This is a genomic window from Streptomyces sp. CA-146814, from assembly GCF_050942385.1.
GTDB lineage: Bacteria > Actinomycetota > Actinomycetes > Streptomycetales > Streptomycetaceae > Streptomyces.
In genome coordinates this window covers 551,166-577,845 of record NZ_CP192068.1, presented here as the reverse complement: position 1 = coordinate 577,845, position 26,680 = coordinate 551,166, and the positions used below count along the sequence as shown (strand labels likewise).

The 26,680-nt window shown below is 71.2% G+C and carries 25 protein-coding genes; 13 read left to right on the top strand and 12 right to left on the bottom strand.

Annotated features, from left to right (window positions below):
* Nucleotides 1-287 precede the first annotated feature (287 nt).
* Nucleotides 288-1,097: a SigB/SigF/SigG family RNA polymerase sigma factor gene (locus ACQP09_RS02400; protein ID WP_433395582.1), complete on the top strand. Its 810-nt coding sequence runs from the start codon at nt 288-290 to the stop codon at nt 1,095-1,097.
* A gap of 53 nt (nt 1,098-1,150) precedes the next feature.
* On the opposite strand, the gene ACQP09_RS02395 is transcribed toward ACQP09_RS02400, so the two are convergent.
* A complete protein-coding gene (locus ACQP09_RS02395) occupies nt 1,151-1,687 on the bottom strand; it encodes a cysteine hydrolase family protein (RefSeq protein ID WP_433395580.1) in 537 nt (178 codons plus the stop codon).
* Nucleotides 1,688-1,817: 130 nt separating this feature from the next.
* Between ACQP09_RS02395 and ACQP09_RS02390 the strand changes: the two genes are divergently transcribed.
* Together ACQP09_RS02390 and ACQP09_RS02385 are read left to right on the top strand one after the other, a co-directional pair.
* Nucleotides 1,818-3,008, top strand: coding sequence for a zinc-dependent alcohol dehydrogenase (locus tag ACQP09_RS02390; RefSeq protein WP_433395578.1), 1,191 nt, complete (start codon nt 1,818-1,820; stop codon nt 3,006-3,008).
* A 37-nt stretch (nt 3,009-3,045) separates the two neighbouring features.
* Nucleotides 3,046-4,092 carry an NAD-dependent epimerase/dehydratase family protein gene (locus ACQP09_RS02385; RefSeq protein ID WP_433395577.1) on the top strand — a complete coding sequence of 349 codons (1,047 nt, stop codon included), beginning with the start codon at nt 3,046-3,048 and terminating at the stop codon, nt 4,090-4,092.
* A gap of 52 nt (nt 4,093-4,144) precedes the next feature.
* Here ACQP09_RS02385 and ACQP09_RS02380 read toward each other — a convergent pair whose 3' ends face one another.
* Nucleotides 4,145-4,939: an RNA polymerase sigma factor SigF gene (locus ACQP09_RS02380; protein ID WP_433395575.1), complete on the bottom strand. Its 795-nt coding sequence runs from the start codon at nt 4,937-4,939 to the stop codon at nt 4,145-4,147.
* Nucleotides 4,940-5,297: 358 nt separating this feature from the next.
* Between ACQP09_RS02380 and ACQP09_RS02375 the strand changes: the two genes are divergently transcribed.
* Nucleotides 5,298-6,086: a VOC family protein gene (locus tag ACQP09_RS02375; RefSeq protein ID WP_433395574.1), complete on the top strand. Its 789-nt coding sequence runs from the start codon at nt 5,298-5,300 to the stop codon at nt 6,084-6,086.
* Nucleotides 6,087-6,108: 22 nt separating this feature from the next.
* Here the strand turns inward: ACQP09_RS02375 and ACQP09_RS02370 are convergent, their stop codons facing one another.
* The 3 genes from ACQP09_RS02370 to ACQP09_RS02360 all read right to left on the bottom strand — a co-directional run bounded on the left by ACQP09_RS02370 (nt 6,109) and on the right by ACQP09_RS02360 (nt 7,723).
* Nucleotides 6,109-6,780: an HAD family hydrolase gene (locus ACQP09_RS02370; protein WP_433406471.1), complete on the bottom strand. Its 672-nt coding sequence runs from the start codon at nt 6,778-6,780 to the stop codon at nt 6,109-6,111.
* 102 nt (nt 6,781-6,882) lie between these two features.
* The gene (locus tag ACQP09_RS02365) at nt 6,883-7,356 is read right to left on the bottom strand and encodes a DUF5709 domain-containing protein (RefSeq protein WP_432149877.1); all 474 of its coding nucleotides are present in this window, start codon (nt 7,354-7,356) and stop codon (nt 6,883-6,885) included.
* 40 nt (nt 7,357-7,396) lie between these two features.
* Nucleotides 7,397-7,723 (bottom strand): plasmid stabilization protein, encoded by a 327-nt coding sequence (locus ACQP09_RS02360; RefSeq protein WP_432149876.1) that lies wholly within the window; start codon nt 7,721-7,723, stop codon nt 7,397-7,399.
* Nucleotides 7,724-8,290: 567 nt separating this feature from the next.
* Between ACQP09_RS02360 and ACQP09_RS02355 the strand changes: the two genes are divergently transcribed.
* Nucleotides 8,291-8,530: a DUF5133 domain-containing protein gene (locus ACQP09_RS02355; protein WP_433395572.1), complete on the top strand. Its 240-nt coding sequence runs from the start codon at nt 8,291-8,293 to the stop codon at nt 8,528-8,530.
* Between the two features lie 50 nt (nt 8,531-8,580).
* Here the strand turns inward: ACQP09_RS02355 and ACQP09_RS02350 are convergent, their stop codons facing one another.
* Nucleotides 8,581-9,312 (bottom strand): GAF and ANTAR domain-containing protein, encoded by a 732-nt coding sequence (locus tag ACQP09_RS02350; protein WP_433395570.1) that lies wholly within the window; start codon nt 9,310-9,312, stop codon nt 8,581-8,583.
* Nucleotides 9,313-9,517: 205 nt separating this feature from the next.
* Here ACQP09_RS02350 and ACQP09_RS02345 point away from each other — a divergent pair, with 205 nt between their 5' ends.
* The 3 genes from ACQP09_RS02345 (at nt 9,518) to ACQP09_RS02335 (ending at nt 11,250) form a co-directional block, all read left to right on the top strand.
* Nucleotides 9,518-10,006, top strand: coding sequence for an anti-sigma factor antagonist (locus tag ACQP09_RS02345; RefSeq protein ID WP_433395568.1), 489 nt, complete (start codon nt 9,518-9,520; stop codon nt 10,004-10,006).
* Nucleotides 10,007-10,184: 178 nt separating this feature from the next.
* Nucleotides 10,185-10,379, top strand: a complete 195-nt coding sequence (locus ACQP09_RS02340; RefSeq protein ID WP_433395566.1) for a hypothetical protein — start codon at nt 10,185-10,187, stop codon at nt 10,377-10,379.
* Nucleotides 10,380-10,521: 142 nt separating this feature from the next.
* Entirely contained in the window at nt 10,522-11,250 is a 729-nt protein-coding gene (locus tag ACQP09_RS02335; RefSeq protein ID WP_433395565.1) for a GAF and ANTAR domain-containing protein, read from the top strand.
* Between the two features lie 27 nt (nt 11,251-11,277).
* Here the strand turns inward: ACQP09_RS02335 and ACQP09_RS02330 are convergent, their stop codons facing one another.
* On the bottom strand, nt 11,278-11,877 hold the full coding sequence (locus ACQP09_RS02330; RefSeq protein WP_433395563.1) for a flavodoxin family protein: 600 nt from the start codon (nt 11,875-11,877) through the stop codon (nt 11,278-11,280).
* A gap of 281 nt (nt 11,878-12,158) precedes the next feature.
* On the opposite strand from ACQP09_RS02330, the gene ACQP09_RS02325 reads away from it, so the two are divergent.
* The 3 genes from ACQP09_RS02325 to ACQP09_RS02315 all read left to right on the top strand — a co-directional run bounded on the left by ACQP09_RS02325 (nt 12,159) and on the right by ACQP09_RS02315 (nt 16,899).
* Nucleotides 12,159-13,436 (top strand): ATP-grasp domain-containing protein, encoded by a 1,278-nt coding sequence (locus tag ACQP09_RS02325; protein WP_433395561.1) that lies wholly within the window; start codon nt 12,159-12,161, stop codon nt 13,434-13,436.
* 56 nt (nt 13,437-13,492) lie between these two features.
* Nucleotides 13,493-15,529 carry a CocE/NonD family hydrolase gene (locus ACQP09_RS02320; protein WP_433395559.1) on the top strand — a complete coding sequence of 679 codons (2,037 nt, stop codon included), beginning with the start codon at nt 13,493-13,495 and terminating at the stop codon, nt 15,527-15,529.
* Nucleotides 15,530-15,624: 95 nt separating this feature from the next.
* Nucleotides 15,625-16,899: a cation:proton antiporter gene (locus tag ACQP09_RS02315; RefSeq protein ID WP_433395557.1), complete on the top strand. Its 1,275-nt coding sequence runs from the start codon at nt 15,625-15,627 to the stop codon at nt 16,897-16,899.
* On the opposite strand, the gene ACQP09_RS02310 is transcribed toward ACQP09_RS02315, so the two are convergent.
* Together ACQP09_RS02310 and ACQP09_RS02305 are read right to left on the bottom strand one after the other, a co-directional pair.
* The gene (locus ACQP09_RS02310; RefSeq protein WP_433395555.1) at nt 16,896-17,783 is read right to left on the bottom strand and encodes an SDR family oxidoreductase; all 888 of its coding nucleotides are present in this window, start codon (nt 17,781-17,783) and stop codon (nt 16,896-16,898) included. The two genes, ACQP09_RS02315 and ACQP09_RS02310, sit on opposite strands and share 4 nt — an antisense overlap.
* Before the next feature lie 68 nt (nt 17,784-17,851).
* The gene (locus ACQP09_RS02305; RefSeq protein ID WP_433395553.1) at nt 17,852-18,682 is read right to left on the bottom strand and encodes a pentapeptide repeat-containing protein; all 831 of its coding nucleotides are present in this window, start codon (nt 18,680-18,682) and stop codon (nt 17,852-17,854) included.
* Between the two features lie 147 nt (nt 18,683-18,829).
* Between ACQP09_RS02305 and ACQP09_RS02300 the strand changes: the two genes are divergently transcribed.
* Nucleotides 18,830-19,402: a PadR family transcriptional regulator gene (locus ACQP09_RS02300; RefSeq protein ID WP_433395551.1), complete on the top strand. Its 573-nt coding sequence runs from the start codon at nt 18,830-18,832 to the stop codon at nt 19,400-19,402.
* 66 nt (nt 19,403-19,468) lie between these two features.
* Nucleotides 19,469-21,193, top strand: coding sequence for an acyl-CoA dehydrogenase family protein (locus ACQP09_RS02295; protein WP_433395549.1), 1,725 nt, complete (start codon nt 19,469-19,471; stop codon nt 21,191-21,193).
* 10 nt (nt 21,194-21,203) lie between these two features.
* Here the strand turns inward: ACQP09_RS02295 and ACQP09_RS02290 are convergent, their stop codons facing one another.
* From ACQP09_RS02290 to ACQP09_RS02280, 3 genes are all read right to left on the bottom strand, one after another.
* Nucleotides 21,204-21,962, bottom strand: a complete 759-nt coding sequence (locus tag ACQP09_RS02290) for an IclR family transcriptional regulator domain-containing protein (RefSeq protein WP_433395547.1) — start codon at nt 21,960-21,962, stop codon at nt 21,204-21,206.
* A 95-nt stretch (nt 21,963-22,057) separates the two neighbouring features.
* Nucleotides 22,058-24,151 (bottom strand): neutral/alkaline ceramidase, encoded by a 2,094-nt coding sequence (locus ACQP09_RS02285; protein WP_433395545.1) that lies wholly within the window; start codon nt 24,149-24,151, stop codon nt 22,058-22,060.
* A 204-nt stretch (nt 24,152-24,355) separates the two neighbouring features.
* Nucleotides 24,356-26,677, bottom strand: a complete 2,322-nt coding sequence (locus tag ACQP09_RS02280; protein ID WP_433395543.1) for an FdhF/YdeP family oxidoreductase — start codon at nt 26,675-26,677, stop codon at nt 24,356-24,358.
* Nucleotides 26,678-26,680: the final 3 nt, after the last annotated feature.

Sequence of the window (26,680 nt, the reverse complement as noted above, 5' to 3'; positions counted from 1 at the left end):
GGTCGGCGCAGCGGGCGACTCTTCCTGAGTGCCATTCTTCCTCGCGCGGGGCGGCCCCGCGCGAGGAAGAGGGCGGCAGCCAGCCCGGCGACCGGTCGGGTGAACGCACCGCCCCCGCGTTTTCACGGTTCCGCGCACCGGGGAAGGCAACGAGGGTGCTTCGGAGGTGAGGCACGCCCCGGCGACGGATACCGCGCGGGCCGCCCTCTCTGACGTGGGGCCCCGCCCCGGCGCGTCACCCTCCCGGCGACATCGATCCCGTACGGCGAGGAGTTGAGCCGCACCCCATGGCCGAGGAAAGCCGGTACGCCGACGACCCCGACACGGAAGCGGACTTCCGCCGTCTCGCGGAGCTTCCCGCCGGCCCCGCCAAGGAGCGGCTGCGCGGGCAGATCATCTGTGCCTGGCTGCCGATGGCCCACCGCCTGGCAGCCCGCTACCGCAATCGCGGCGAGACGCTGGAGGACCTGCGGCAGGTGGCGGCGATCGGACTCGTCAACGCCGTCGACCGCTACGACCCCGCCATCGGCCGCGCCTTCGCCCCCTTCGCCGTCCCCACCGTCACCGGGGAGATCAAACGGCACTTCCGGGACCGCATGTGGTCGGTCCACGTCCCCCGCCGCGTCCAGAACCTCCGCAACGCCATCCGCCTCGCCGGCTCCGAACTGGCCGCCATGGGCATCGCCCCCTCACCCGCACGGATCGCCGAGCACACCGGCCTGACCGAGGACGAGGTACGGCAGGGGAGCGAGGCGCTGCACGGCTTCACCGCCCTGTCCATCGACGTCGAGACGGCCACCGGCACGGGGGAGGCGCTCCTGGGCGACCGGCTGGGCGCCATGGACGAGGCGTTCGACCTGGTGCTCGACCGCGAGGCGGCGAAGCCCGGCCTCAGCCGGCTGGCCGAGCGCGAGAGACGGGTGCTCTACCTCCGCTTCTTCGCCGGGATGACCCAGAGCGCCATCGCCACCGAACTCGGCCTCTCCCAGATGCACGTCTCCCGCCTGATCGCCGAATCCTGCCGCCGGGTCCGGGAGAACGCCACACGCGAACCCGCCCCGCGCCCAACGCCCTTGAGCCCGGCCCGCCCGAGGTGAGGGGCCCCTCACCCTCCCGGTGGACCGTCGGGCCGGGAGCCCGGGCCCGCCTCTCAGAACGCCACGGTCTCCGCCGTCCGGACGGCGGCGCTCATGTTGCGCTCCATCATGCGCAGCGCGGCCTCGGCGAGATCCTCGTGGATGTGGGCCACCGCGTCCTTCGGCACGGTGACCCGCAGCTGCCGGATATGCGCGTCGAGTGCCGAATACAGCACGCACTGCTCCGTCACCTGGCCGCAGAGCACCACATGGTCCGCGCCCAGCTGGGAAAGCAGATAGCTCAGCGGCGTCTCGTAGAAGATGGAGTGCCGCGCCTTGACGACGAAAAGGGAATCGCCGTCCGGCAGGATCGGTTCGACCAGCTCGGCGTTCTTCCCGGCGAGAGTCGCCTCGACGATTTCCCCGTGATGCGACCGCCATTCGCCGAAATTGTCGTTCGCATAGACGACCGGAACGCCTTCGGAGCGGGCCCGCTCGATCAGCCGGGTGAGCTGTGGAAGAACCGTGCGGACGGAGGGAACGAGCAGCTCGGCGTCGGGGTGGTCATACGCGTTGATCATGTCGATGACGATGAGGGCGCTGTTTCCCATGAGGTCATCCTCGCACCACACCCATGGCACCACACGACCGTGTTTCACGAGGAGCCCTGTGGGAACTCGGCATGCGTCCACAACCCGGGGGAACGGCCGTGGGATCCGACGCGAAACAGGGAGTGGAACCGTGCGCGCATTGACGTACCAGGGAAAGCGGGATGTCCGGGTGGAGACCGTTCCGGATCCGAGGATCCAGGATCCGACGGACATCATCGTCAAGATCACCTCGACCGGGATCTGCGGCTCCGATCTCCATCTCTACGAGGTGCTGGGCCCCTACCTCGATCCCGGCGACATCCTCGGCCACGAACCGATGGGCGTCGTGGAGGAGGTGGGGCCCGAGGTGCACTCCGTAGCCCCGGGAGACCGGGTCGTCATCCCCTTCAACGTGTCCTGCGGCCACTGCTACATGTGCGGTCAGGGACTGCACTCGCAGTGCGAGACCACCCAGGTACGTGAGCGCGGCACGGGCGCCTCCCTGTTCGGCTACACCAAGCTCTACGGGCAGGTGCCCGGCGGACAGGCCGAGTACCTGCGGGTGCCCTTCGGCAACGATCTGCCCGTCAAGGTGCCGCACGGCCCCTCCGACGACCGTTTCGTCTACCTCTCGGACGTGCTGCCGACCGCCTGGCAGGCCGTGGAGTACGCGGACATCCCGCCCGGCGGCAGCGTCACCGTCCTCGGCCTCGGACCCATCGGGGCCATGGCCGCACGCATCGCGATCCACCGCGGCGCCGGCCTCGTCATCGGCGTGGACCGCGTCCCCGAACGCCTCGACCGGGTCAGCGCGTACGGGGCCACCTGCCTCGACCTGCGCCGGTACGACAAGGCCAAGGACCTCGGCGACGCCGTCCGGGACCTCACCGACGGGCGCGGCACGGACGCCGTGATCGACGCCGTCGGCATGGAGGCCCACGGGGCGCCCGTCGCCAAGGCCGCGCACGCGGCGGTCGGCCTGCTGCCCGACAAGGTGGGACAGCGCCTGATGGAGACGGCGGGCATCGACCGCCTCACCGCCCTCCACACCGCGATCGACCTGGTGCGCCGGGGCGGCACGGTCTCCGTCTCCGGCGTCTACGGCGGATCCGCCGACCCGATGCCGCTGCTGACCATGTTCGACAAGCAGATCCAGCTGCGTATGGGCCAGGCCAACGTCAAGCGCTGGGTCGACGACCTGCTGCCGTTGCTGGTCGACGGCGACCCGCTGGGGGTGGACTCCTTCGCCACCCACCACCTCCCGCTGGAGGAGGGGCCCCAGGCGTACGAGACCTTCCAGAAGAAGGCCGACGGCATGATCAAGACCCTGCTCGTCCCCTGATGGCGTCCCCGATGTTCCCTGGCGGAAGGAAGCACTGATGGAAAGCACCGGACGGTCCGACGGCAAGAGGATCGTGGTCACCGGGGCCACCGGCAACGTGGGAACGAGCGTCGTCCGCGCCCTGGCCGCCGACCCCGGGGTCGGTTCGGTCCTGGGGCTGGCACGCAGGCGGCCCGCCCTGGAGATCGCGGGCGTCGAGTGGGACACCGTCGACCTCTCGCGCGACGACAGCGAGGAGCGGCTCACCGGCCTGCTGCGCGGCGCGTACGCCGTCGTCCACCTGGCGTGGCGCTTCCAGCCCACCCACGACCCGGTCGTCACCTGGCGGAGCAACGTACTCGGCTCCCAGCGGGTCTTCCGCGCGGTGGAGCGGAACGGGGTCCCCGCCCTGGTGCACGCCTCGTCCGTCGGCGCCTACTCACCCGGCCCCAAGGACGAGCCCGGCGTGAACGAGGAGTGGCCCACGCACGGCTGGCCGGACGCGGCCTACTGCCGGGAGAAGGCCTACCTGGAGCGCGTTCTCGACGCCTTCGAGCTGCGGCACCCGCAGATCCGGGTGGTCCGGATGCGGCCCGGCTTCCTCTTCAAGGAGACGGCCGCGTCCGAACAGCGGCGCATCTTCGCCGGCCGCCACGTCCCGGGCAACCTTCTCCGCCCCGACCTGCTGCCCTTCGTGCCCGACCTGCAAGGGCTGCGGTTCCAGGTGCTGCACACCGACGACGCCGCCGAGGCGTACCGGCTGGCGGTGCTGCGCGACGTACGCGGCCCCTTCAACCTGGCGGCGGACCCGGTGATCGACGCCCGCAAACTGGCGGAGATGCTCGACGCCCGTGTCGTACGGATCCCGAGGGCGCTGGTGCGTACGGCGCTCGCGGGCGCCTGGCGGGCCCACGCCGTACCGGCCTCCCCGCACCTGTTCGACGCGGTGCTGCGGCTGCCCGTGCTCGATTCCGGCCGGGCGCGCGAGACGCTGGGCTGGCAGCCGACCCGTACGGCCGAGGAGGCGCTGAACGCGTTCCTGCACGGCGTACGGGAAGGCCGGGGCGAGGACACCGCACCCCTGGCCGGCCGGAAGGTCGGCTGAGACCGGTAGCGGCAGGGCCCGTCGTCGTACGCGATCCGGGCGAGGCGTCCTTTCACACGGCCCCCTTCATGGCCCCGGCGCGCACGCGCTCGCAGGACTGGCTGATCAGCCGGGAGACGTGCATCTGGGATATGCCGAGCCGCTCCGCGATGCTGACCTGGGTCATGTCGCGGAAGTACCGCAGATAGAGAATGGTCCGCTCGCGCTCCGGCAGCCTGCGCAGCTCCGGCTTGACGGCCTCGCGGTCGACGGCGACGTCCAGGGCGTGATCGCAGGCGCCCAGCCGGTCGGCCAGGGGGGCTCCACCGTCGGCACCCGCCGGCTCGGCATCCAGGGACAGGGCGCTGTAACTCTCCAGAGCCTCCAGACCGAGCAGTACGTCCTCCTCGGCGAGGCCCGCCTCCGCCGCGATCTCGGCGCAGGTCGGGGCCCGGCCGCTGAGCCGCAGGGCGAGATCGCGGCGCGCGGTGCGGACCCGGTTACGGAGGTCCTGGACCCGGCGGGGCACGTGGACGTCCCAGGTGTGATCACGGAAGTGCCGCTTGATCTCGCCGGTCACGGTCGGCACGGCGTACGTCTCGAAGGCCTTGCCCCGGGAGGGGTCGTAGCGGTCCACCGCCTTCACGAGCCCCATCGCGGCCACCTGGCGCAGGTCGTCCATCGACTCACCCCGGCTGCGGAAGCGGGCGGCCAGCCGGTGGGCCATCGGCAGCCAGGCACAGACGATCTCGTTCCGCAGCGCGTCCCGCCCGGCTCCCTCGGGAAGGGTGCTCAGCCTCCGGAACGCGTCGTCCGTGGGCGGAGTGCCCGCATCCGAGAGGAACTCAGGGGTAGGTGCAGCCTGCATGGTGGTCACTCCTCGACGGCGAAACGCTGACGATGCTCGGTCGCCGCGGGAGCACGCGTAACCGGACAGAAGCAGCCCGGGACTCCCACGGGCGCCTCATGTCCGAAGCACAGTCCAGCTCATACCCGTATCAATCCCATCCAAACGTGTGAAAGCCGGGTGAGTCGGGCTCGGTGCTCCGGCCGTCTACGGCGTTCGCGGTGTATGGCCAGGACCGAAAAGGGGTACCCGCCTCGGCTGAGCCACCCCGGCAGACCGGGAGGAAGCCATGGATCTCGTGCGGAGTGGAGCCTGAAGCGGCTGCCGAAAGCGGCCCCCGATCCGCCGGCGCCGAACAGTGCACCGGCCCGAGGAGACGATGACCATGCCGATCACCACCGCGGCCCCGCCCGTGCGAGGCGCACCCTGCTGGGTCAATCTGCTGGTGCGCGATCCGGCCGCCGCGCAGACCTTCTACTCCGCCGTGCTCGGCTGGAAGTTCGACAGCTCCGGAATGCTGGGGGAGGGCTTCTCGGTCGCGCTCGCCGACGGGCGGCCCGTCGCCGGAATCGGCGCCCGTTCCCCCTTCCTCGCCGCCCCGACGGTGTGGACGCCGTACTTCGCCTCCGCCGATGTGAACGCGTCCGCCGACCGGATCCGCGAACGTGGCGCGACGGTCGCGGTCGGCCCGCTCGCGGTGGGGGAGGGCCGGGCGGCGATCGCCTCCGACCGGGACGGTGCCGTCTTCGGGATCTGGGAGGGCGCCGCACCCGTCTGGTCGCCCGGTGCGGCCGGCACCTCGCCGTGGCTGGAGCTGTGGACCCGGGACGCCTTCGAGGCCGCCCTGTTCTACGGCGAGGTCTTCTCCTGGCCGCGCCCCGGACCGGACGCCATCGATGTCGCGTACGAGGAGGAACAGGTCGTCGCCCGGGTGGCCGGCCACCCCATGGCCGTACTCTCCGGCGGAGCCGTCGGCAGCGCCCCGGACCCCCGGGTCCGGCCGCGGTGGATCGTCCACTTCCCGGTCGACGACGCCGCACGGGCGGCCGCGCAGGCGGACCGGGCGGGCGGAGAGACCTTTCCGTCGCCCGGTGCACGAAGCTCCGAGTACGTCGTCCGGGACCCGGAGGGAGCCCTGTTCACAGTGGCGGAGGAGGCGGGCGACTGACCCCTGTCCACCCGTTCGGGCCTCAGCCCTGCTCACGCCCGAACGGACTGTCGTCCAGGTGGGCGAGCAGGTCGGCGGCGTCCCGGAAGACCGCGTCCGCCCCCGCCGCCTCCAGGTCCGCACGCGGGATGCCGCCCGAGAGCAGCGCCACCGCACGCACCCCGGCCCGGCTCGCCGCCTTCATGTCCCACACCGTGTCCCCCACGAACACCCCTTGCGAGGCATCGGTCCCGGCCAGCTCCAGAGCCAGCTCCACGGGCTCCGGCGAAGGCTTGCCCTCGTCGACGTCGTCCGAGCTCGCCGTATCCCGGATGGCCTCGTCCGCGTCCACCGCCCGCCGCAGGGCCGCCAGCTCCGGCCCGCTCGCCGAGGTGGCCAGGACGACCTGCCAGCCGCGCCCGGCCAGGGTGCGCAGCAGGTCGCCCGCGCCCGCGAAGGCCGGAAGCCGGTCGAAGTACGTCCCGTAGAGCACCGTGTGCGCCGAGCTGATGGCGGAGTCCTGGTCACGGTCCCGGTCCGGGCCGAGCAGCCGCTCGATCAGGTCCTCCGAGCCCAGGCCGACCGCCCGGTGGATGTCCGGCATCGGCACGGTGTGCCCGGCCTGCCGGAACGCCTCCCACCACGCCACCACATGCAGATGGTTGGTGTCGGTGAGCGTGCCGTCCACGTCGAAGATCGCCGCGCCTGCTGCCATGTCCACCTGCACCTGTCTCCTTCGCTGCCGGTTTCGTACCGGGCGGTCCCGTACCGGGCGTTCTCGTACCGGGCGGTCCGCCGCCGGGTCACGTACGGCGGGTCAGGCCTCCCGGCCCCCGCCGTCCTCCTCGTCGGCCACGTGCACGGCCGCTTCCTCGGCCGACGCGGCCCCACCGTCGATACCGACGTCCTCGGCGAAGACATCGGTGTTCCGGCCGGTCGCGTCGTCCGCCGCAGTGAGCCGCCCGGCCCGGGCGTCGCCGTCGATCCGTTCCTCGGGCTCGCCCTCACCTTCCGCGACATCGCCGATGCCGTCACCGTCGGGCGGCTGGACGTCGGGGACCTCCTGGGCGAGCCGCTGGTCGAGCGATTCGCCCTCCCGCTCCTCCTCACCCGTGGTGCCGAACTTGTTCACACCCAGCGGACGTTCGGGAGGCGAGTAGCCCTCTTCCATCTGGTCGTCCAGGCCGCGTTCGCCGAGCGTGTTCTCCAGGTCCAGCTCGTCGTTGGGCGGGTCCTGGCCGTCGTCGCTCTGCGGCTGGTACACATCGTCGCCGCGTGCTTGATCACTCATATGTCCTCCTTCGCGTAGGGCTCACCGGCTGCACGGAAGGTCAGCGTCCGAGAGCCTTCCGCAGCTCCGCCTTGTTCATCGAGGAGCGTCCGTCGATGTTCTTCTTCTTCGCCTCGGCGTAGAGCTGGTCCTTGGTAGGACCCTGTGCGCCCTGGTGGGAGCGTTCACCACCGCGCTCGTAGGCGGACTTCCTGTCCTGCGTCGACGTCCTGCTCGCCGTCCGCGACTCGCCGGACCTGGCCCGCTCCTTGTTCACCGTCCTGGCGGCGATCTCCTTGGCGCGCTTCTCGGAGCTGCCCCGCTCCTCCTGGCTCTCCTTGATGTGCTCGTACTGGCGTTCACGCTTCGCGTTGGACCCAGCAGGCATGAGGTACTCCTTATCCATCTCGATTTCCCGGCGGGCGCCCACCCGCGTTTCCCGTACGAGCCCCAATAAACAGCGCGGGAGGCCGACGGGCACTCCTGTCCCGTGGTTCCGCGTCCACTGGAGTGACGGCCGTCGAAGGAGGGGCAGGAGTCAATGCCCCGAGCGGCGCCGAGGGCTGCTTTCCCAACCCGTCGGCGCCTCAGTTCCGCGTACGCCGGATACCTTGTAGGAGGAGTACCCATGGGCCGGAAGGTAAACATGGGGACCGACAAAGCCCTCACGCTTGCATGAATCGCATGCGGCTGGGCACAGTTATAGGGCAGAGGTCAGGAAGCGGCCGGCTCTCATCCGTCCGCGTTCCCCCAGGTGAGCCGTGCTGTTACCGGGTCACCCGCCACCTCTCTCTTCTGTATCCGTATTCCGCATTACCCCGGGCATGCGCGGTGCGCCGCTGATGGCGTTCCGTCGTAGGTCGTCGTATGTCCTCGCCAGTTCGTCCCAGGAACGCCTTCCGCACCCGTTCGGCCTACACGAGTGCCCTTGACAGTGAGAGAAAGGCAGAGCGCGATGCTGATGGCACACCCCGCGGTACTCGAAGAACTTCTGCGCCGCTACGAGGAACTCCGGGCACAGCACGGACAGGGCGTCGACGGGGTGGCTCGCAGGCTGGAGGACGTGAGCTACACGCTGTGCGTCTCCACCGGCACCCGGGAGATCGCCGCCGCGCTGGTCGCCGCCCGCGAGCAGCTGAGACGCGCGGCCCCGGGACGGGAGACCCCGGTCGTCTCCACCTCGGTCCCTGCCTGAGAGCCCCGTTCCCCGCCTGAGAGTCCCGTACGGGAGAGGCGGCGAGGGCCTCAGGGGCGGGGACGCAACCGGGGCCCGCCCGGCGGCATGCTTCCCGAGATGGATCCGACGAGCTGCGCGCAGAGGTCGCGCAGCTTGACGTTGCGGTGCTGCGACGCGCTGCGCAGGGTCGCCAGCGCCTCTTCGGCGGTGCAGCGGCGCTGGTTCATGATGATGCCCGCCGCCTGGTCGATCACCGTGCGTGACTTCAGGGCGGTCTGGAGGTCCGCGGTGAAGGTCTGCGTGTCGGAGAGCCGTTGGGCCAGCGCGATCGCACCGGTCGCCTGGGCGGCCAGGTCGCGCAGACCGCCGAGATCGGCCTCCTCGAAGCCGTTCACCTTGGGCGAGTACAGATTGAGCGCGCCGGCGGTATGGGAGTGCGCGGCGATCGGCAGCGAGAAGGACGACCTCGTCCCGGCGGCGACGGCGAAGGCCGGATAGCCGTTCCACCGGCTCTCCGCCTGCATGTCGACCACGCTGACCTCGTGCCCCTCGCGCAGGGCTTCGAGGCAGGGGCCGTCGTCCTGTCCGTACTGCGCCTCGTCCAGCGGCGGCGCGCTGATCCCGGCGCTGACCACGGTCAGGGGCCGGTGCTGCCGCTCCAGGGTGATGCCGCAGCCATCGGCGCCCGGCGCCTGAACCAAAGCGCTCTCCGCCAGCACCTGGAGGAACTCGTCCAGCGTGTCGCTGTCCAGGAGAAGGGAGACGAGGTCAGGCGTCCCAGGCGTGAGGGCGTCGGTCATGGTCGCTCCCTTCCGGGCCGGAGCCCTTGCAGCCAGCATGGCACGATACGGGAAACGGCGTCGGGGCCCGTCGCGGACCGGCCGGCTGACGCGCGCGTGACGAAGAACCGCGCGCCGAGGGGTGTCGAGGGCGCGAGCCGGGGCAGGCGCGGAATCATGGGTCAGGAAGCGGCCCTCCCTTCGGCCTGCTTCCACGGAGTACACGATGCCTTTGCTGAGTTACCGCCTGGACGAGTCGCACCTCGTCGTCGAGTTGTGCGACGTCGTCGACCCCGACAACGAGTCGGCGATCGAACAGGAACTGCTGACACTGCTGCCCTGCTGCGGTCCGAGCACGGTCATCGTGGACGTCGTCACCCCCCTCCTCACCCCGCGCGCCCTCGGCGTGCTGCTGCGCGTGCGCGGTGAGGCCGGACAACGCGGCGTATCGATCGCGGTGGTGGCCAGATACGAGACGACCCGTGAGGTCCTGAGCGCCGCGGCGCTCAACCGGACCCTGCGTGTGGCGTACACCCTCCAAGGCGCCGAGCTCCGCAGCCGTGGATGCCGGCCGGGCACCGACGCGCCTCGCGGGGGAGGGCTGCTGGAGCGGCTGGAGCGGCGCATCGCCCCGTCGGACCCGGCCCCGCCCACGGCCCGCGCGGTCGGACCGTACGCCGACACATCCGTCCCACGCTTCCCCGGCAAGGGCTGACGGCGCACAGCGCCGACGGGCACACGGCGTCAGGCCCCGGACGCCCGGCGGCACTTTCCGGCCGCGTCGGGCCGTGCTCCGCGACGCCGGGCCGACCGTGGCGGCCGAGAGGGCATAATGAAGGGCTGGAGGTCAGGAAGCGGCCCGTGAGATTTCTTCCTGCCTCCGTGGAGTTTCCGTGAACCGCTCTCTCCGTCGTCGTCCTGCCGCCGTGGCCCCCGCCGCCGGTGCTCCGCGCACCGCGCGTACGCCCGCCCCGGCCGCCGCCCGAAGTCGCCCGCCCGCGACCCGGCGCCGCAGAACCATCAGCAGTCCCGTGGCAGCGGCCGGTGGCGAGCCCGCCCTCGTACGGCTCTCGCTCACCCACGTCTGACCACCCCCGCCGCACGCCCGGAGCCCGTCCCAGGCACCGGTGCGTCGGTGGAGGTTGCCCTGTCCCAGCGGCCTTGGACTGCGCCGCGCCAGCTCTGCCCCGCCCTTTCGGAAGGCGGGTCACCGCCCAGAACGAGATGATCATGACTGACAGGCCCGTGGCCGAGGCGCCGGACACGACCGCGCTGCTCCTGGAGACGAAATCGCTGGACGAGTTCCTCCAGGCACTCGCCCGCAGCGCCCTGGCCCTGGTGGAGACGGCCGACGGATGCGGCATCACGGTGCAGCGGCAGGGCCGGCCCGTCACCGTCTCCAGTGCCGGAGCCTCCGCCACCAAGCTGGACGAGGCCCAGTACGGGCAGGACGACGGCCCGTGCCTCCAAGCGATGCGCACCGGCCTGGAGGTCAGCGTGCCCGACACGCTCCGGGAGAGCCGCTGGGCCGACTACCCCGCCTACGCCGCGGTCTGCGGCGCCCGGTCCTCGCTGTCGCTGCCCATCGCCCCGCACAGCCACACCGCCGGAGCCCTCAACCTCTACGCGCCGCTCCCGAACGCCTTCGACAACGCCGACCTGACGGCCCTGCGGCTGCTCACCGCCCAGGCCACCGGGGCCATCGCCCTGGCCCAGCGCATCGCCGACACCGAGGAGTTCGCCGCCGATCTGGAGGCCGCGCTCCAGTCGCGTACGGTCATCGACCAGGCGATCGGCGTGGTCGTCGGCCAGCAGCGCTGCACCCCCGAGAAAGCCTTCGAGGTCCTCCGTACGGCGTCCCAGCACCGCAACGTCAAGCTCCGGGTGCTCTGCGCCGAGCTGATCGCCAGCATCACGGGCGAGACACCCCCCGAGGCGCGGATCCAGCCCCGGGGGTGAGGTGCCGTCGGGCGACGGCACCTCGGATCAGGCCGCCGGGTAGGGTGCGTCGGCGAGCAGCCGGGCCAGGTGCACCGCGTTGGCGGCGAGCGCCTTCGTCGTCGAGGCGACGGCCTCGGGCGTCTCGTCCAGGTCCTGGTAGTCGGTGCCCTGCATGGCCTCGCCGACCCAGTACGTGACCGCCTGGCCCGCCAGCGAGAAGCCCACGTCGTTCAGCCCCTGGAAGACGTCGGCGCTCACCTTGTGCGCCCCGTCCTCGTTGCCCACGACGGCCACGGCGCCGACCTTGCCGTAGACGAGCGGGCGTCCCTCGTCGTCGGTCTCGGACGATTCGGCGTTCAGCCGCTCCAGGACGCGCTGGCAGACGCTGGAGGGGTGGCCGAGCCAGATGGGCGTGGCGATCAGGAGGATGTCGGCGGCCAGGACCTTCTCCCGGATCGCCGGCCAGGCGTCGCCGTCGCCCAGGTCCACGCCGATCCCCGGCCGGACGTCGTGGTCGGCGACCCGGACGATCTCGCCGCGCACACCGTGGCCCGCGAACTCGGCCATGACCTGTTCGGCCAGGTGCTGGCTGCTGGAGCGGGCGGGCGAGGCGTTCAACGTACAGACCAGGGCGACTGCGCGCATGACGGGGTGTCTCCTTCGGGCTGACGGGCTGACCAGCGGGGGAGGGGGGAGGGGGGAGGGGAGGGTGCCGCACGGTGGGCACGGCGACACTGGTGCCCCGTCAGTCCCCGGCGTACGCACGGGAGACGGCAAATGCCCCGAACGGAAGTGCCCGGTATTCCGGGACGTCGGCCCTTTCCGTTTGAACCTCCGTGCACGGGTAGACGGCGCAGAACCCTGCCCGCTCCCTGAGAGGAATTCCTGTGTCCCGGGACCAGTGCAAGAACGTTTTCATCATCGGAATGGACGAGGCCAACCTGCGCACGCTCCAAGCCGTTCCGGACGCCGAAAACCTCCGCCTCCACCCGCTCCTCAGCGTCAAGGAGTTGCAGGAGGACGCCACCACCGTCGATGAACTGCTCACGAGCGCACGCGCCGTGCTCGACGCGCACGACGGCTCCGTCGACGCGATCGTCGGCTACTGGGACTTCCCGGTGAGCACCCTCGTCCCCCTCCTGAGCAAGGAGTACGGGACGGTCAGCACCAGCCTCGAATCCGTCGTCAAGTGCGAGCACAAGTACTGGAGCCGGCTGGAGCAGCAGAAGGTCAGCGACGCACATCCGCGCTTCGGCATCGTCGACCTGGACAGTGACGATCCGCGGCCGCCGGAGGGCATGAGCTTCCCCATGTGGCTGAAGCCGGCCCTGGCCTACTCCTCCGAGCTCGCCTTCGGCGTGGCGGACATGGGCGAATTCCGTACCGCCGTCGCGGAGATACGCGGAGGCATAGCCCGGGTCGGAAAGCCTTTCGAGGCGATACTCGATCTCCTCGAACTCCCGCCGGAGATGGCGGGCGTCGGAGGCCAGGTCTGTCTCGCCGAAGAGGCCATGACCGGAATTCAGGTGGCCGTCGAAGGATATGCGCACAACGGCGAGGTCACCGTCTACGGCGTGCTCGACTCGATCAACTACCCCGACTCCTCGTCCTTCCTGCGCCACCAGTACCCGAGCGCCCTCCCGGCCCCGGTGATCCGGCAGCTGCACGAGGTCAGCGAACGCACCATGCGGCAGATCGGCATGGACAACGCCACCTTCAGCATCGAGTACTTCTACGACCCGAAGACCGGCGACGTCAGCCTGCTGGAGATCAACCCCCGGCACTCCCAGTCGCACGCGGAGATGTTCCACTTCGTCGACGGCGTGCCCAACCACCACCGCATGTTCCGCCTCGCCCTCGGCGGCGACCCGGCCCTCCCGGCCGGTGGCGGCCGCTACAAGGTGGCCGCCAAGTGGTACTACCGCTGGTTCGGCGAGGGCCGTGTCCACCAGGTGCCGACCGCCGAGGAGATCGCCGCCATCGAGCGGGACATCCCGGGCGTCCACATCGACATGGTCCCCGCCGAGGGCCAGAAGCTGTCCACCGTCCACGGTCAGGACAGTTACAGCTACGAGGTCGCCCACATCTTCACCGGCGGCGAGGACGAGGACGACCTGCGCCGCAAGTTCGACGCCTGCGTCGCCGCCCTCGGCCTGAGCTTCGACGAGACCGAACCGGGCGGGCGCGGCCGGAATTCTTCGTGATGTCCCGGGTACCCGCCCCCACCGGACCCGACGTCAGGAAGGACCCTGCCACCCGTATGCGATTCGTCGAACAACTCCCGTACGCGATCGAGGTCGAGGACCACGTCACCATCCCCATGGCGGACGGGGTACGCCTCTCGGCCAGGATCTGGCGGCCGGCCTCCTCCGGCACGGAACCGGTACCGGCGGTCGTCGAGACCATCCCGTACCGCAAGAACGACCTCACCTCCACCCGCGACGCCATCCACCACCCGTACATCGCGGGCCACGGCTACGCCTGTGTACGGGTGGACCTGCGCGGCACCGGGGAGTCGGAGGGCGTCCTGCTGGACGAGTACCTGGAGCAGGAGCAGCGCGACGCCGAAGAGGTGCTGGCCTGGGTCGCCGCCCAGCCCTGGTGCGACGGGAACACCGGGATGATGGGCATCTCCTGGGGCGCCTTCGCCGCGCTCCAGACGGCGGCGCGCAGGCCGCCGAGCCTGAAGGCCATCGTCATCGCCTCGTTCACCGACAACCGGTACGCGGACGACATGCACTACCTCGGCGGTGCCATGCTCTCCGACAACCTCGCCGAGGCCGGCACGATGTTCGCGTACGCCACCTGCCCGCCCGACCCTGAAGTGGTGGGGGAGCGGTGGCGGGACATGTGGCGGGAGCGGCTGGAGTCCGCCCGCCCGTGGGTCCTGGAATGGCTCCGCCACCCGCACCGCGACGCCTACTGGCAGCACGCCTCACTCAGCGAGGACTACGGACAGCTCCAGACCCCCGTCCTGGCCTCCAGCGGCTGGGCGGACGGCTACTCCAACGCGGTCACCCGCCTCCTGGCCGGCGTCGACGTGCCCCGTAAGGGCCTCATCGGCCCCTGGTCGCACAAGCTGCCGCACCTCGGCGAGCCCGGCCCTGCCATCGGCTACCTCCAGGAGGTCGTCAAGTGGTGGGACCACTGGCTCAAGGGCGTCGACAACGGCGTCATGGACGGGCCGATGCTCCGCACCTGGATGCAGGAGAGCGTCCCGCCCTCCACCTCGTACGAGGAGCGCCCCGGCCGCTGGGTCGCCGAGCCCTCCTGGCCCTCGCCGCACGTCAAGGAGGTGGTGCACCCGCTGCGGGGCGCCACCATCGTGACCGAGGACGGGGAGGAGCCGCTGCCGCGCGGCCGTACGCGTACGGTGCAGTCGCCGCTCTCCGTCGGCCAGTTCGCGGGCAAGTGGGCCTCCTACAACGCCCCGCCGGACCTGCCCTACGACCAGCGCGAGGAGGACGGCGGCTCCCTGGTCTTCGAGACCGAACCGCTGACCGAGCGGCTGGAGATCCTCGGCGCGCCCTTCGTGGACCTGGAGGTCTCCGCCTCCGCGCCCGTCGCCCAGGTCACCGCCCGGATCTCCGACGTGGCCCCGGACGGCCGCGCCACCCGGGTCACGTACGGAGTGCTCAACCTGACCCACCGGGAGAGCGACGAGCACCCCGAGCCGCTGGAGCCCGGCCGCCGCTACCGTGCCCGGGTCACGCTGAACGGGGTCGCGCAGGCGTTCCCGCCCGGCCACCGCATCCGGCTCTCGCTCTCCACCTCGTACTGGCCCCTGGTCTGGCCCGCCCCGCAGCCGGCCCTGCTCACCGTCCACGAGGACGGCGCCGCCCTGACCCTGCCGGTCCGCCCCACCGAGGAGCCGGACGGCATGCCCCAGGCGTCCTTCGGCGAGCCGGAGGGCTGCCGTCCGCCTCCCGTCACCCGGCTCACCGAGCCCGAGCAGGCCTGGAACGTCTCCAGGAGCCTGGTGGACTACCACTCCGCCCTCGACATCGTGAAGGACCGCGGACTCCAGCGGTACGAGGAGAACGGCATCGAGGTCGGGCTGCGGGCCTGCGAGCGGTACACCTCCGTGGCCGACGACTTCTCCTCCCTGAGCGGCCGTTCGGCGTGGACGATGACCTTCTCCCGGCCCGGCGGCTGGGACGTACGGGTCGAGACGAGCACCGTCCTCACCTCCAGCGCCGACGAGTTCACCGTCGACGCGACCCTGGACGGGTACGAGGCGGGCCGCCGGGTCTTCTCCCGCACCTGGAACGAGACGGTTCCGCGCAACCTGGCCTGACCCTGACTCGGGAAACACCCCCGCGGCGGCCTCACGGCCCGCCTCCGGACCGCACCTGCGGTCCGGAGGGCATGAAGAGAAGATGAGGCGTCACGTTGTCGATCACCACCGTGGGTGCGGTGTACGGGTGCCTCGGCATAGGAGCCTTCCTGGCCGCCGCGCTGCCCCGGCTGCTCTCCCGCCTGCCGGTCTCCGTCCCGATGGTGTTCCTCGGCGCCGGCGTGCTCCTCTACCTCACGCCGCTGCCGCTGCCCGAGGTCGACCCGGTCGCCGACCGCGTCTGGACGCAGCACCTCACCGAGCTCTGCGTGATCACCTCGCTGATGGGGGCGGGCCTCGCCATCAACCGCCCCTTCGGGTGGCGGTCCTGGGGCGCCACCTGGCGGCTGCTCGGGGTGGCGATGCCGCTGACGATCGGGGCGACGGCGTTCGCCGCCTGGTGGCTGCTCGGCTGGCCTGCCTCCGCCGCGCTCCTGGTGGCTGCGGCCCTCGCGCCGACAGACCCCGTCCTCGCCTCCGAGGTGCGGGTGGGGGAGCCGTCCGACGACGAGGAGGACGAGGACGAGGTCCGGTTCGCGCTGACCAGTGAGGCCGGGCTCAACGACGGGCTGGCCTTCCCCTTCGTCCTGGCTGCCGTCGCTCTCGCTGCGGCGGGCGAGAGCTGGACCGGCGGCTGGCTGACACACTGGGCGTGGAGCGACCTGCTCGTGCGGATCGGGGTGGGTGTGGCGGCGGGCATCGCCGTCGGGCTCCTGCTGGGGCGGGTGCTCTTCCGGGCCCGGGCGAAGTCGCTGCGGCTCGCCGAACACGGCGAGGGGTTCGTGGCGCTGGCCGCGATGTTCCTGTCGTACGGCGTCACCGAGGCCCTGCACGGGTACGGCTTCCTCGCGGTCTTCGCCACCGCGTGCGCCCTGCGCAGGTCCGAGCGCGACCACGGCTACAACAAGGTGATGCACGGCTTCGTCGAGCAGGTCGAACGCCTGCTGATGGCCCTGCTGCTCTTTGCCGTGGGCGCGTTCGTGGCCTCGGGAGGCCTGGCCGCACTCACCTGGCGGGGCGCGGCGATCGGCGTACTCCTGCACGTCCTCATCCGCCCGGCCACCGGCTGGCTCGCCCAGCTGCGGGGCCCGGGGCTTCCGACCGAGCGGGCGGCGACCGCCTTCTTCGGGATCCGGGGCATCGGCTCGTTCTTCTACCTCGCCTACGCCCTGGGGGAGGGCGGCTTCGGGCGGTACGAGCAGGAGATGTGGGCGGTGGTGGTCTTCGCCGTCCTGATCTCCGTGGTCGTCCACGGGGTGGCGGCGACCCCGGTGACGACGTACCTCGACCGTCGCGGGGCCAAGGCCGCGGCCGGGAAGGAGGTCTCCTAGGGCAGGGGTGTGCCGCCGGTGGCGTTCATGATCTCGCCGGTGATGAACGAGGCGTTCGCGGAGGCGAGGAAGACATAGGCGGGCGCCATCTCGGCGGGCTGCGCCGGGCGGCCCAGCGGGCTCTGCTTGCCGAACTCCGTGGTGTCCGGCAGGGTCGCCGGGATGAGGGGCGTCCAGACCGGGCCCGGGGCCACCGCGTTGACGCGGATGCCGTCGGAGGCGAGCATCTGCGCGAGGCCCTGGGTGAACGTGACGATCGCACCCTTGGTCATGGCGTAGTCCAGCAGGTGAGGGCTGGGCTTGTACGCCTGCACGGAGGTGGTGTTGATGATCGAGCCGCCCGCCGGGAGGTGCGGCAGGGCGAACTTGGAGAGCCAGAACATCCCGTACAGGTTGGTCCGCATCACCCGGTCGAACTGCTCGGTCGAGATCGCGGCGATCCCGTCCGGCTGGGACATCTGGTACGCCGCGTTGTTGACCAGGACGTCGATGTGGCCGAACTCGGAGACGGCCCGCTCGACCAGCGCCCGGCACTGCTCCTCATCCCGGATGTCACAGGGAACGGCGACTGCCGTGCGGCCCGCCTCCTCCACCAGACGCGCGGTCTCCCGCGCCTCCTTCTCCTCCTGGGGGAGGTAGGTGAACAGGATGTCCGCGCCCTCGCGGGCGAAGGCCAGGGCCACGGCGCGGCCGATGCCGGAGTCGCCGCCGGTGATCACCGTCTTCCGGTCGGTGAGCAGGCCCGAGCCCCGGTAGGAGTCCTCGCCGTGGTCCGGCGGCGGATCCATCGGGTCGGTCCAGCCCGGGTGCGCCTGGTCCTGCTGCGGGAAGTCGGGGCGCGTGTGGAGGTGGTTGGGGTCCTGTGGCCGCTCGCTGCTAGTCATGGCGGCTGGGTTCCCCTGCGTACGGGGTCGAAACGGGGCTTTTGCCGTCGGCAGGGTGGCCCCGTGGCTCAGGCGGCCCAGTGCCCGGGCCGCCGCAGGCCGCCCGGGATCCTGGTGGCCGCGTCGCCCCGGGCCGCGTTGAGCTGCGGCTGGGTGAGGAAGAGGGCGCCGGTCAGGTCGGCGCCGCGGAGGTCGGCGTCGCGCAGGTCCGCGCCGATCAGGTCGGCGTCGCGCAGATCCGCCCCGGAGAGGTCGGCCGCGATCAGGCAGGCGCCGCGCAGGGTCGCTCCGCGCAGCTTCGCGCCGCGCAGCCGGGCGCCGAAGAGATCGGCGCCCCGGTGGTTCTTCTTCCTGCCGGGGACGGCGGCGGCGCGGGCGAGGTCGCCGGCGCGCAGGAGGTGGGCGTTCACCTCGGCGCGGAGGGCCGGGACGTCGAGGGCGAGGAGCGTCTCGGCGCTCTCCCGGGTCAGTGCGTCCAGCCGGTCGTAGGCGGCCCGCAGCTCGCGGTGGGCCGCCTTGGCCACCGGCAGGTCCAGGGCCTCGGCGGTGTAGCGGAGCAGCTCGTGCAGCTGCCGGACCACGGGGAAGACCTCGTACATCGTGCGGGCCGAACCCGGCTCCGTACGCCAGCTGCGGCCGCCGAAGGTGACCTGGGAGACCTTCTGGCCGGCCCCGAAGCAGTCGAACACCGTGCAGCCCTGGTAGCCGCTGTCGCGCAGCCGCTCATGGATGGCGCAGCCGAAGTCCTCCTGGAGGTTGGAGCACGGGGTACCGGCCGCCTTGTCGGCGGCGAAGTCCGCTGAGCGGGCGAAGGGCAGCGCCACACAGCACAGGCCGAAGCAGTTCCCGCAGTCGGCCTGGAGGTCGGGACGGCCGGCGTGCGTGGTGGGCTGGGACAAGGCGTGGTTCTCCTGGTACGGCAAGCGGATGGTGGGCGCTCAGCCCATTGTCCCCGGGAGCCCGAGCGCGGCGGAAGCCGGGTGACCCGTGTCTCAACCGGCCTCGGCGACTTGTCTATGCAACGAGTTGCATAGAAGGATCGCGGTATGGCGCTCGAACACGCGATCCTCGTCTCCCTGCTGGAGAAACCCGGCTCCGGCTATGAGCTGGCCCGGCGGTTCGAGCGGTCCATCGGCTACTTCTGGACCGCCAGCCACCAGCAGATCTACCGCGTCCTGGCCCGGATGGAGGCCGACGGCCGGCTCACCGTCCGCGCGGTCGAGCAGCAGGGCCGGCCGGACAAGAAGGAGTACTCCGTCGCCGGACCCGGCCGCGCCACCCTCGCCGAGTGGCTGCACAAGCCGATCGAGCCCGAGAGCCTCCGCCACGACCTCGCCGTCAAGATCCGGGGCGCCGCCTTCGACGACCCGGCGGCCCTGGTCCGCGAGGTCGAGCGCCACCGCCAGGCCCACCGCGACCGCCTCGACCACTATCTGGCGGGGGAGGCACGCGACTTCACCGGGCCGGATGCGCCCGTGCCCCAGGACGCGGGCCAGGAGCTCCAGCACGTCGTGCTGCGCGGTGGCATCGCGTACGAGCGCATGACGATCGCCTGGCTCGACGACGTCCTCGACACCCTCCACCGGCTGGCCGGTCCACCGGCGGGCCCCGGTGCCTGACGGCTCCGGCCGTCACCCCGTACCACCGGAAAACCCTCACCCCTCCCTCCCGGAAGGCAACCCTCCATGGCTGAGTCCGCGTCCCTGCTCTTCAACCCGCGCACCTACGACCCGCAGCACTTCGACCCGGAGACCCGCAGGCTGCTGCGCGCCACCGTCGACTGGTTCGAGGAGCGCGGCAAGCGCCGGCTGATCGAGGACTACCGCTCCCGCGCCTGGCTCGGCGACTTCCTCGCCTTCTCCGCCAAGGAAGGCCTCTTCGCCACCTTCCTCACCCCCGCCTCCGCCGCAGGGAACGAGGACCAGCGCTGGGACACCGCGCGGATCGCCGCGCTCAACGAGATCTTCGGGTTCTACGGGCTCGACTACTGGTACGCCTGGCAGGTGACCATCCTCGGCCTCGGACCGGTCTGGCAGAGCGAGAACGCCGAGGCCCGCGCCAGGGCCGCCGAACTCCTCTCCCAGGGGGAGGTGTTCGCGTTCGGCCTCTCCGAGAAGACGCACGGCGCCGACATCTACTCCACCGACATGCTGCTGGAGCCGTCCGGCGACGGCGGCTTCCTGGCCTCCGGCTCCAAGTACTACATCGGCAACGGCAACGCCGCCGGTCTCGTCTCCGTCTTCGGCCGCCGCACCGACGTCGAAGGCCCCGACGGCTATGTCTTCTTCGCCGCAGACAGCCGCCACGAGGCGTATCAGCTGGTCAAGAACGTCGTCGACTCCTCCAAGTTCGTCAGCGAGTTCCGCCTGGAGAACTACCCGGTGGCGCCCGCCGACATCCTGCACACCGGCCGCGCCGCGTTCGACGCCGCGCTGAACACCGTCAACGTCGGCAAGTTCAACCTCTGCACCGCCTCGATCGGCATCTGCGAGCACGCGATGTACGAGGCCGTCACCCACGCGAGCAACCGCATCCTCTACGGCCGCCCCGTCACCGCCTTCCCGCACGTGCGCCGCGAGCTGACCGACGCCTACGTCCGGCTCGTCGGGATGAAGCTGTTCAGCGACCGCGCCGTCGACTACTTCCGCTCCGCCGGGCCCGACGACCGCCGCTACCTCCTCTTCAACCCGATGACGAAGATGAAGGTGACCACGGAGGGCGAGAAGGTCATCGACCTCATGTGGGACGTCATCGCGGCCAAGGGCTTCGAGAAGGACAACTACTTCGCCCAGGCCGCGATCGAGGTCCGGGGCCTGCCGAAGCTGGAGGGCACGGTCCACGTCAACCTCGCCCTGATCCTGAAGTTCATGCGGAACCACCTGCTGAACCCGGCGGAGTACCCGGCCGTTCCGTCCCGCCTGGACGCGGCCGACGACGACTTCCTCTTCCGGCAGGGACCGGCGCGCGGTCTCGGCGCCGTACGGTTCCACGACTGGCGCCCGGCCTTCGACGCGTACGCCGAGGTGGCCAACGTCGCCCGCTTCCGCGAGCAGGCCGACGCGCTCTGCGCCTTCGTGGAGACCGCCGCGCCCGACGAGGAGCAGAGCCGCGACCTGGACCTCCTCCTCGCCGTCGGCCAGCTCTTCGCCCTCGTCGTGCACGGCCAGCTGATCCTGGAGCAGGCCCGGCTGACCGGCCTGGACGAGGACCTGCTGGACGAGCTGTTCGCCGTCCTCGTACGCGACTTCTCCGCGCACGCCGTCGAGCTGCACGGCAAGGACTCGGCCACCGAGGCGCAGCAGGAGTGGGCGCTCGGTGCCGTACGGCGTCCCGTCGTCGACGGTGCGCGGTCGGCGCGGATCTGGGAGCGCGTGGAGGCGCTCTCGGGCGCGTACGAGATGGCCGAGTAGCCGGGTCGGGTCACTCCGGGATCGTCAGTCTCCGGGTGACGCGCAGCGCTGAGGACAGCAGCTGGGCCCGGACCTCGCTGGTCCGGTACATCCGGTCGGACCGGAAGGAGATGCCGAGCGAGCCGACCTGGTCGCCGCAGTACACGCGGACGGCGACACAGGTCGTGCCCCGCCGGTACTCCTCCCGGTCCCGGGCCAGCGGTGCCATCGGCGGCGACTCCAGCTCCCGGAGCAGCTCCTCGCGGCGCGTGATGGTGTGGGACGTCAGGTCGGCCAGCGGGTGGCGGGAGAGGTAGTTGGCGCGGGCCTCCTCGTCCAGCCCGCCCAGCACGCTCTTGCCGAGCGCGGTGGCGTGTCCGGCGTCCTCGAAGCCGACCCAGAGGTCGACCCGGGGAGCCCGTGGGCTGTCGACGATCTGGAGGACTCGGATCTCCCCCTCGTCGTACAGCGTCAGGTAGGCGGCGGCGGAGAGGCCGTCGCGCAGCGAGGTCAGGAGCGGGCGGATGCTCTGCGTCCATGTCGCGGCGCCGGCTCCGGCGCCCGGCGACGGGCCCCGGTCGGCCAGGGCGAACGCGCCGTCGTCCAGTTCGCTGAGGTAGCCGTCCCCGGCGAGTGCGCGCAGGTGTCCCTCGGTCATACCGAGCGGCAGCCCGGCCTCGCGGGCCAGCTGCTCGGCGGGCGCACCCGCCGGATGTGCCCCAGCGGCCTCCAGCAACCGGAGGTCCCGTTGGACGGACACGGAGGGCTCGGGGCCGGGCTGGTCACCCATGCCCCCAGCATGGACCCGGCGCCCGGGTGCGGCATCTCGTGTACGAAAAGGCGTGGTGGGCGGGGTTCCGGCGGCCGGGACCCCGCCCACCCCCGCTACCCGGTCACGGTGAACGCCGGGGACGTGCCCGTGAACGGGGTGATCTTCCCCAGCAGGTTCTTCGCGTCCCCGTGGTGCACGATCCGGTACGTGCCGGGGGCGGTGTCCGGCCCGATGTCCCAGGTGACCGTGGCCTTCGACGTACCGGTCAGACCGTTGATCCGGGTCCAGCGGTACCTGGTCTCCCAGTCACCGTCGTCCAGCACCCGCACCCACTTCCCGGCCTCCAGCCGCTGGACCTCCAGGAAGGTCCCGCCCCGGCGCACGTTGTTCTTCGGGTGTCCGGTGGCGAACTCGACGGTCGCGGTGGAGCCGCGCGCGTACGAGGAGGCCGGCGCGGTCAGGACCGAGCCGTACGACCTGCCGAGCGGCGGGTTGTCGTACACCACGCCCGTCTGGAACGTGAACTGCCGGGCCGACTCGTCCGGCGGCAGCGTGCCCCGGTCCAGCGCGGTGCCCTGGCGCAGGGAGGCCGCGACCCGCGCGAACTCCTGCTGGTAGGCCGGGAGCGTGTTGCGGCCGTAGAGCGTGGAGCCGCCCTCGTAGTTCTGCGTGTCGTACTCCTCCGGTGTCGTCACGTACTGGCTGTACGCGTTGGCGTACCCCTGGAGCAGCACCCGCTCCAGCGGTACCCCGAGCTCCTGCGCCACGGTCCGCCGGACCCGGAGCCCGGCCGTGATCGTGAACTCGCCCGGCCCCGCCACCAGGTACAGCTCCCCGATGCGCATGATCTGGAGCGGCAGGATCTTCGGCGTGACCGGGTGGACGTTGCTCAGCAGGCCGGTCGGGATCAGGCTCGCCTTCGGGTACTGGCAGGTCGCCAGCCAGGACGGGGTGTCGATGCGCAGCGCGTCGATGATGGACGCGACCGGGGTGCGCATGCCCTCCTCGAAGCCGGGGATCGCCGGGCCGTCCTCCACACTGCCCGCCAGCGTGGAAGCGCCGACGACGGCCGGACAGGTGCGCTGCTCCTTGCCGTCGCTCGTGTACTGCCCGCGTACGGTGACGTTCTCCATGTCCACGTACGTGAGGCGGGCGTCCACCCCGCCGGTGACCGGCCGCGCGCCGGCGTAGACCTCGCGGGCCTTGTCCAGCTGGCGCTCACCGATGATGCGCGTGTTCTCGAACTCGTCCTCCGTGGGCCCCGATCCGGGCTTCAGGTTGAGGTTCGGGGACATGTCACCGGCGTTGGTGTTGGGGAACGCGGCGACGAAACCAGGGGTGTTGTCGAGATAGCGCACGCCCTCGTGGTCGTGCTCCCACGCATAGGCGGCATAGCCCTTGTTGTCCGGGCTGATGAGGGTGTTCTTGTTGGTGATCGAGGTGTTGTGGGTGGCGAACCAGCTGATCGCGCCCGCGTCCTTGCCGCCCTGCCGGAACCGCAGCACGGTCATCGCCGGGTCGATTCCGTCCGGGAAGGCCGCGCGGTCGGCCGCCGGATTGCGGTCGAAGGCCTCGCGGGAGCGGTTGACGCTGGCGTTGGTGAGGGTGCCGGTGCCCAGGCTGATCGTGCCGGGCTTCAGGTCGTCGTGGGCCTTGGCGACAGACTCGGCGATGCCGTCGACGATCGCCCGGTAGGTGCCGTTCTGGAAGCCGAGCACGGAGAGGTTGTACGCCACGTGGTGCGAGTAGCCGCCGGGGCCGGAGTGGGTGTGGGTGGCGGAGAGGAGGACGTTCTCCTCGCCGTACAGGCTGCCGTACCGCTCCTGGAGGCGGGCCAGGACGCCCTGCCGTACGGACTGGAAGATCATCGCGAGGTCCGCGTTGACGTAGACCACGCGCTTGCCGGTCGCCCGGTCGGCCACGACGTACGCGCGTGACCGCTGGCGCTGGTGGATGCCGGACGTCTTCTGGTCGAAGCTGGAGTAGCCCATCATCCCGGTCTCGGCGGCCTCCCCGGTGACGTCGGCGATGCCGCGCCCGATCAGGTAGTCCGCTTCGGGTGCGGCGGTGGCGTCTGCGGCTGCCGCGGTGGCCGGTGAGGCCGATGCGGGGGCGGGGGCGCCGAGCGTCACGGCTCCCAGCGCGGCGGCGAGTGCGAGGGCGGAGAGTTTGCGGCGGGGGCGGCGGGGTGTGGGGGATGGGGGCATCGGACCTCCTGGGGCGGGAGACGTGCGGGACCCCGGAGCCCGGTCGGCGGCTCGCCGGCATCGGCGGGACCCGGAGCGCTGCCCCGACGGTAGAGGGGTGTGACCTGCGTCGCATAGATCTCTACCGGCCAGTAAATGAGCAATCCTCAGAAACCGTGCCCGGCCTGGTGTGGTGTGCCCCTGAAGGCCGGGAATGCGCACTGCTCAGGTGGCGGGCGTGATGGTCACCTTGACGTGCTTCATGATCGGCTGGTCGCTCTGCGTGCTGTAGTCGCCGAGCGCGCACAGCACGTTCATCTCCGGCATGTACCCGGCCGCACAGCCGCGCGGAATGTCGTACGGAATGGCCAGATAGCCGTTCAGGTGGCGTCGGCTGCCGTCCTTCGCCGTGCTCGTGATGTCGACCGGGCCCAGGTCGGTGATACCGCGTTCCCGCATGTCGGCCCGGTTCATGAAGACGAGCGTGCGCAGGTTCTTGATGCCCCGGTAGCGGTCGTTGTCGGAGTAGATCGTGGTGTTCCACTGGTCGTGCGAGCGCATGGTGCCCAGCGCCAGCGTGCCGGCCTCCGGCACCACGTCGGGCAGGGCGGCCGTGGAAAACTCGGCGCGCCCGGACGGGGTGAGGAAGACCAGTTCACGGGCAGGCTGCCGGATCCGGAAGCCGAGCGGCAGGCGCACCCGGCGGTTGAAGTCCTCGAAGCCGTCCAGGGCCTTGGCCATGGTGTCGCGGATGCGGTCGTAGTCCTCGACGTACCACTGCCAGGGCGTCGCGCTGTCGGGCAGGGCGGCGCGGGCCATCCCGGCGACGATGGCCGGTTCCGAGAGCAGCCGGGGCGAGGCCGGACGCTTCATGCCGATCGACAGGTGGACCATGCTCATCGAGTCCTCGACCGAGGTGGACTGCACGCCCTTGCGCTGATGGTCCTTCTCGGTCCGGCCGAGGCACGGCAGGATCAGGGCCCGGCCGCCGTGGACGAGGTGGCTCCGGTTGAGTTTCGTGCTCACCTGGACCGTGAGGTCGCAGGAGCGCAGCCCTTCGAAGGTGGCCGGGGTGTCGGGCGCGGCCATGGCGAAGTTGCCGCCCATCGCCACGAACACCTTGACCTCGCCGCGCCGCATGGCCTTGATCGTGCCGACGGTGTCCAGGCCGTGGGCGCGGGGCGGGGTGATCTGGCAGGCTTCGGCGAGGCGGTCGAGGAAGGCGTCGGTCGGGCGGTGGTCGATCCCGCAGGTCCGGTTCCCCTGGACGTTGCTGTGTCCGCGTACGGGAGAGGGGCCCGCGCCCTCCCGGCCGAGGTTGCCGCGGAGCAGCAGGAGGTTGACGATCTCCCGTACGGTGTCGACGCCGTGCTCGTGCTGGGTGAGGCCCAGGCACCAGCTCACGATGGAGCGGTCCGCCTCGCCGTACACGCGGGCCGCCTTCAGCACGTCGGCGCGGCTCAGCCCCGACTGGGTCTCGATCTCCTCCCACGGCGTCGCCTCGCACAGCGCCCGGTACTCCGCGAAACCGGTGGTGTACCGGTCGATGAACTCCTGGTCCACCGCCTTCGGATCGGACGCCGACCGCTCCAGTACCGCCTTCGCCATGCCCCGCAGCAGCGCCATGTCACCGCCGATGCGCGGCTGGAGGTTGAGCGTGCTGGTCGGCGTCGACTTGAAGAGCGCCATGTCCATGAAGTCGTGCGGGACGATCGTGCGGGTGGCGGCCGCCTCCACGAGCGGGTTGATGTGCAGGATCTGCGCGCCGCGCCGGTGGGCCTCGGAGAGCGCGGTGAGCATCCGGGGCGCGTTGGAGGCCGCGTTGACGCCCAGGATGAACAGCGCGTCGGCGCTCTCCCAGTCCTTGAGGTCGACCGTCCCTTTTCCCGTACCGAGCGAGGCGGTCAGCGCCCGGCCGCTGGCCTCGTGGCACATGTTGGAGCAGTCGGGCAGGTTGTTCGTGCCCAGCTCGCGGGCCATCAGCTGGTAGAGGAACGTGGCCTCGTTGCCGAGCCGGCCGGAGGTGTAGAAGGCCGCCTGGTCCGGATCGTCCAGGCCGCGCAGCGCGGCGCCGACGACCTCGAACGCGTCCTTCCAGCTGATCGGTACGTAGTGGTCCGAGGCCGGGTCGTAGACCATCGGCTCGGTGAGGCGGCCCTGGTTCTCCAGGTCGTGGTCGCTCCACCCGGACAGCTCGGTCACCGAGTGCGCGGCGAAGAACTCCCGCCCGACCCGCTTGCGGGTCATCTCCCAGGTGACGTGTTTGATCCCGTTCTCGCAGATGTCCAGGTGCAGGCCCTTGAGGTCGTCCGGCCAGGCGCACCCGGGGCAGTCGAAGCCGCCGTCCTCGTGGTTCATCTTCAGGATCGCCCGGGGACCGTCCACCGGTGAGCGCTCGCGCGCCAGGAACCGGGTCACACTCTCCGCCGCACCCCAGCCCGCGGCCGGGTGGTGGTAGGGGCGGAAGCGCGGCTCGCCGTCGGGGACGGGGCCGACGGGGGGTTCCTGCGGGTCCTGCGGGTCCTGCGCGTCGTGGTGGGTGCTCATGGT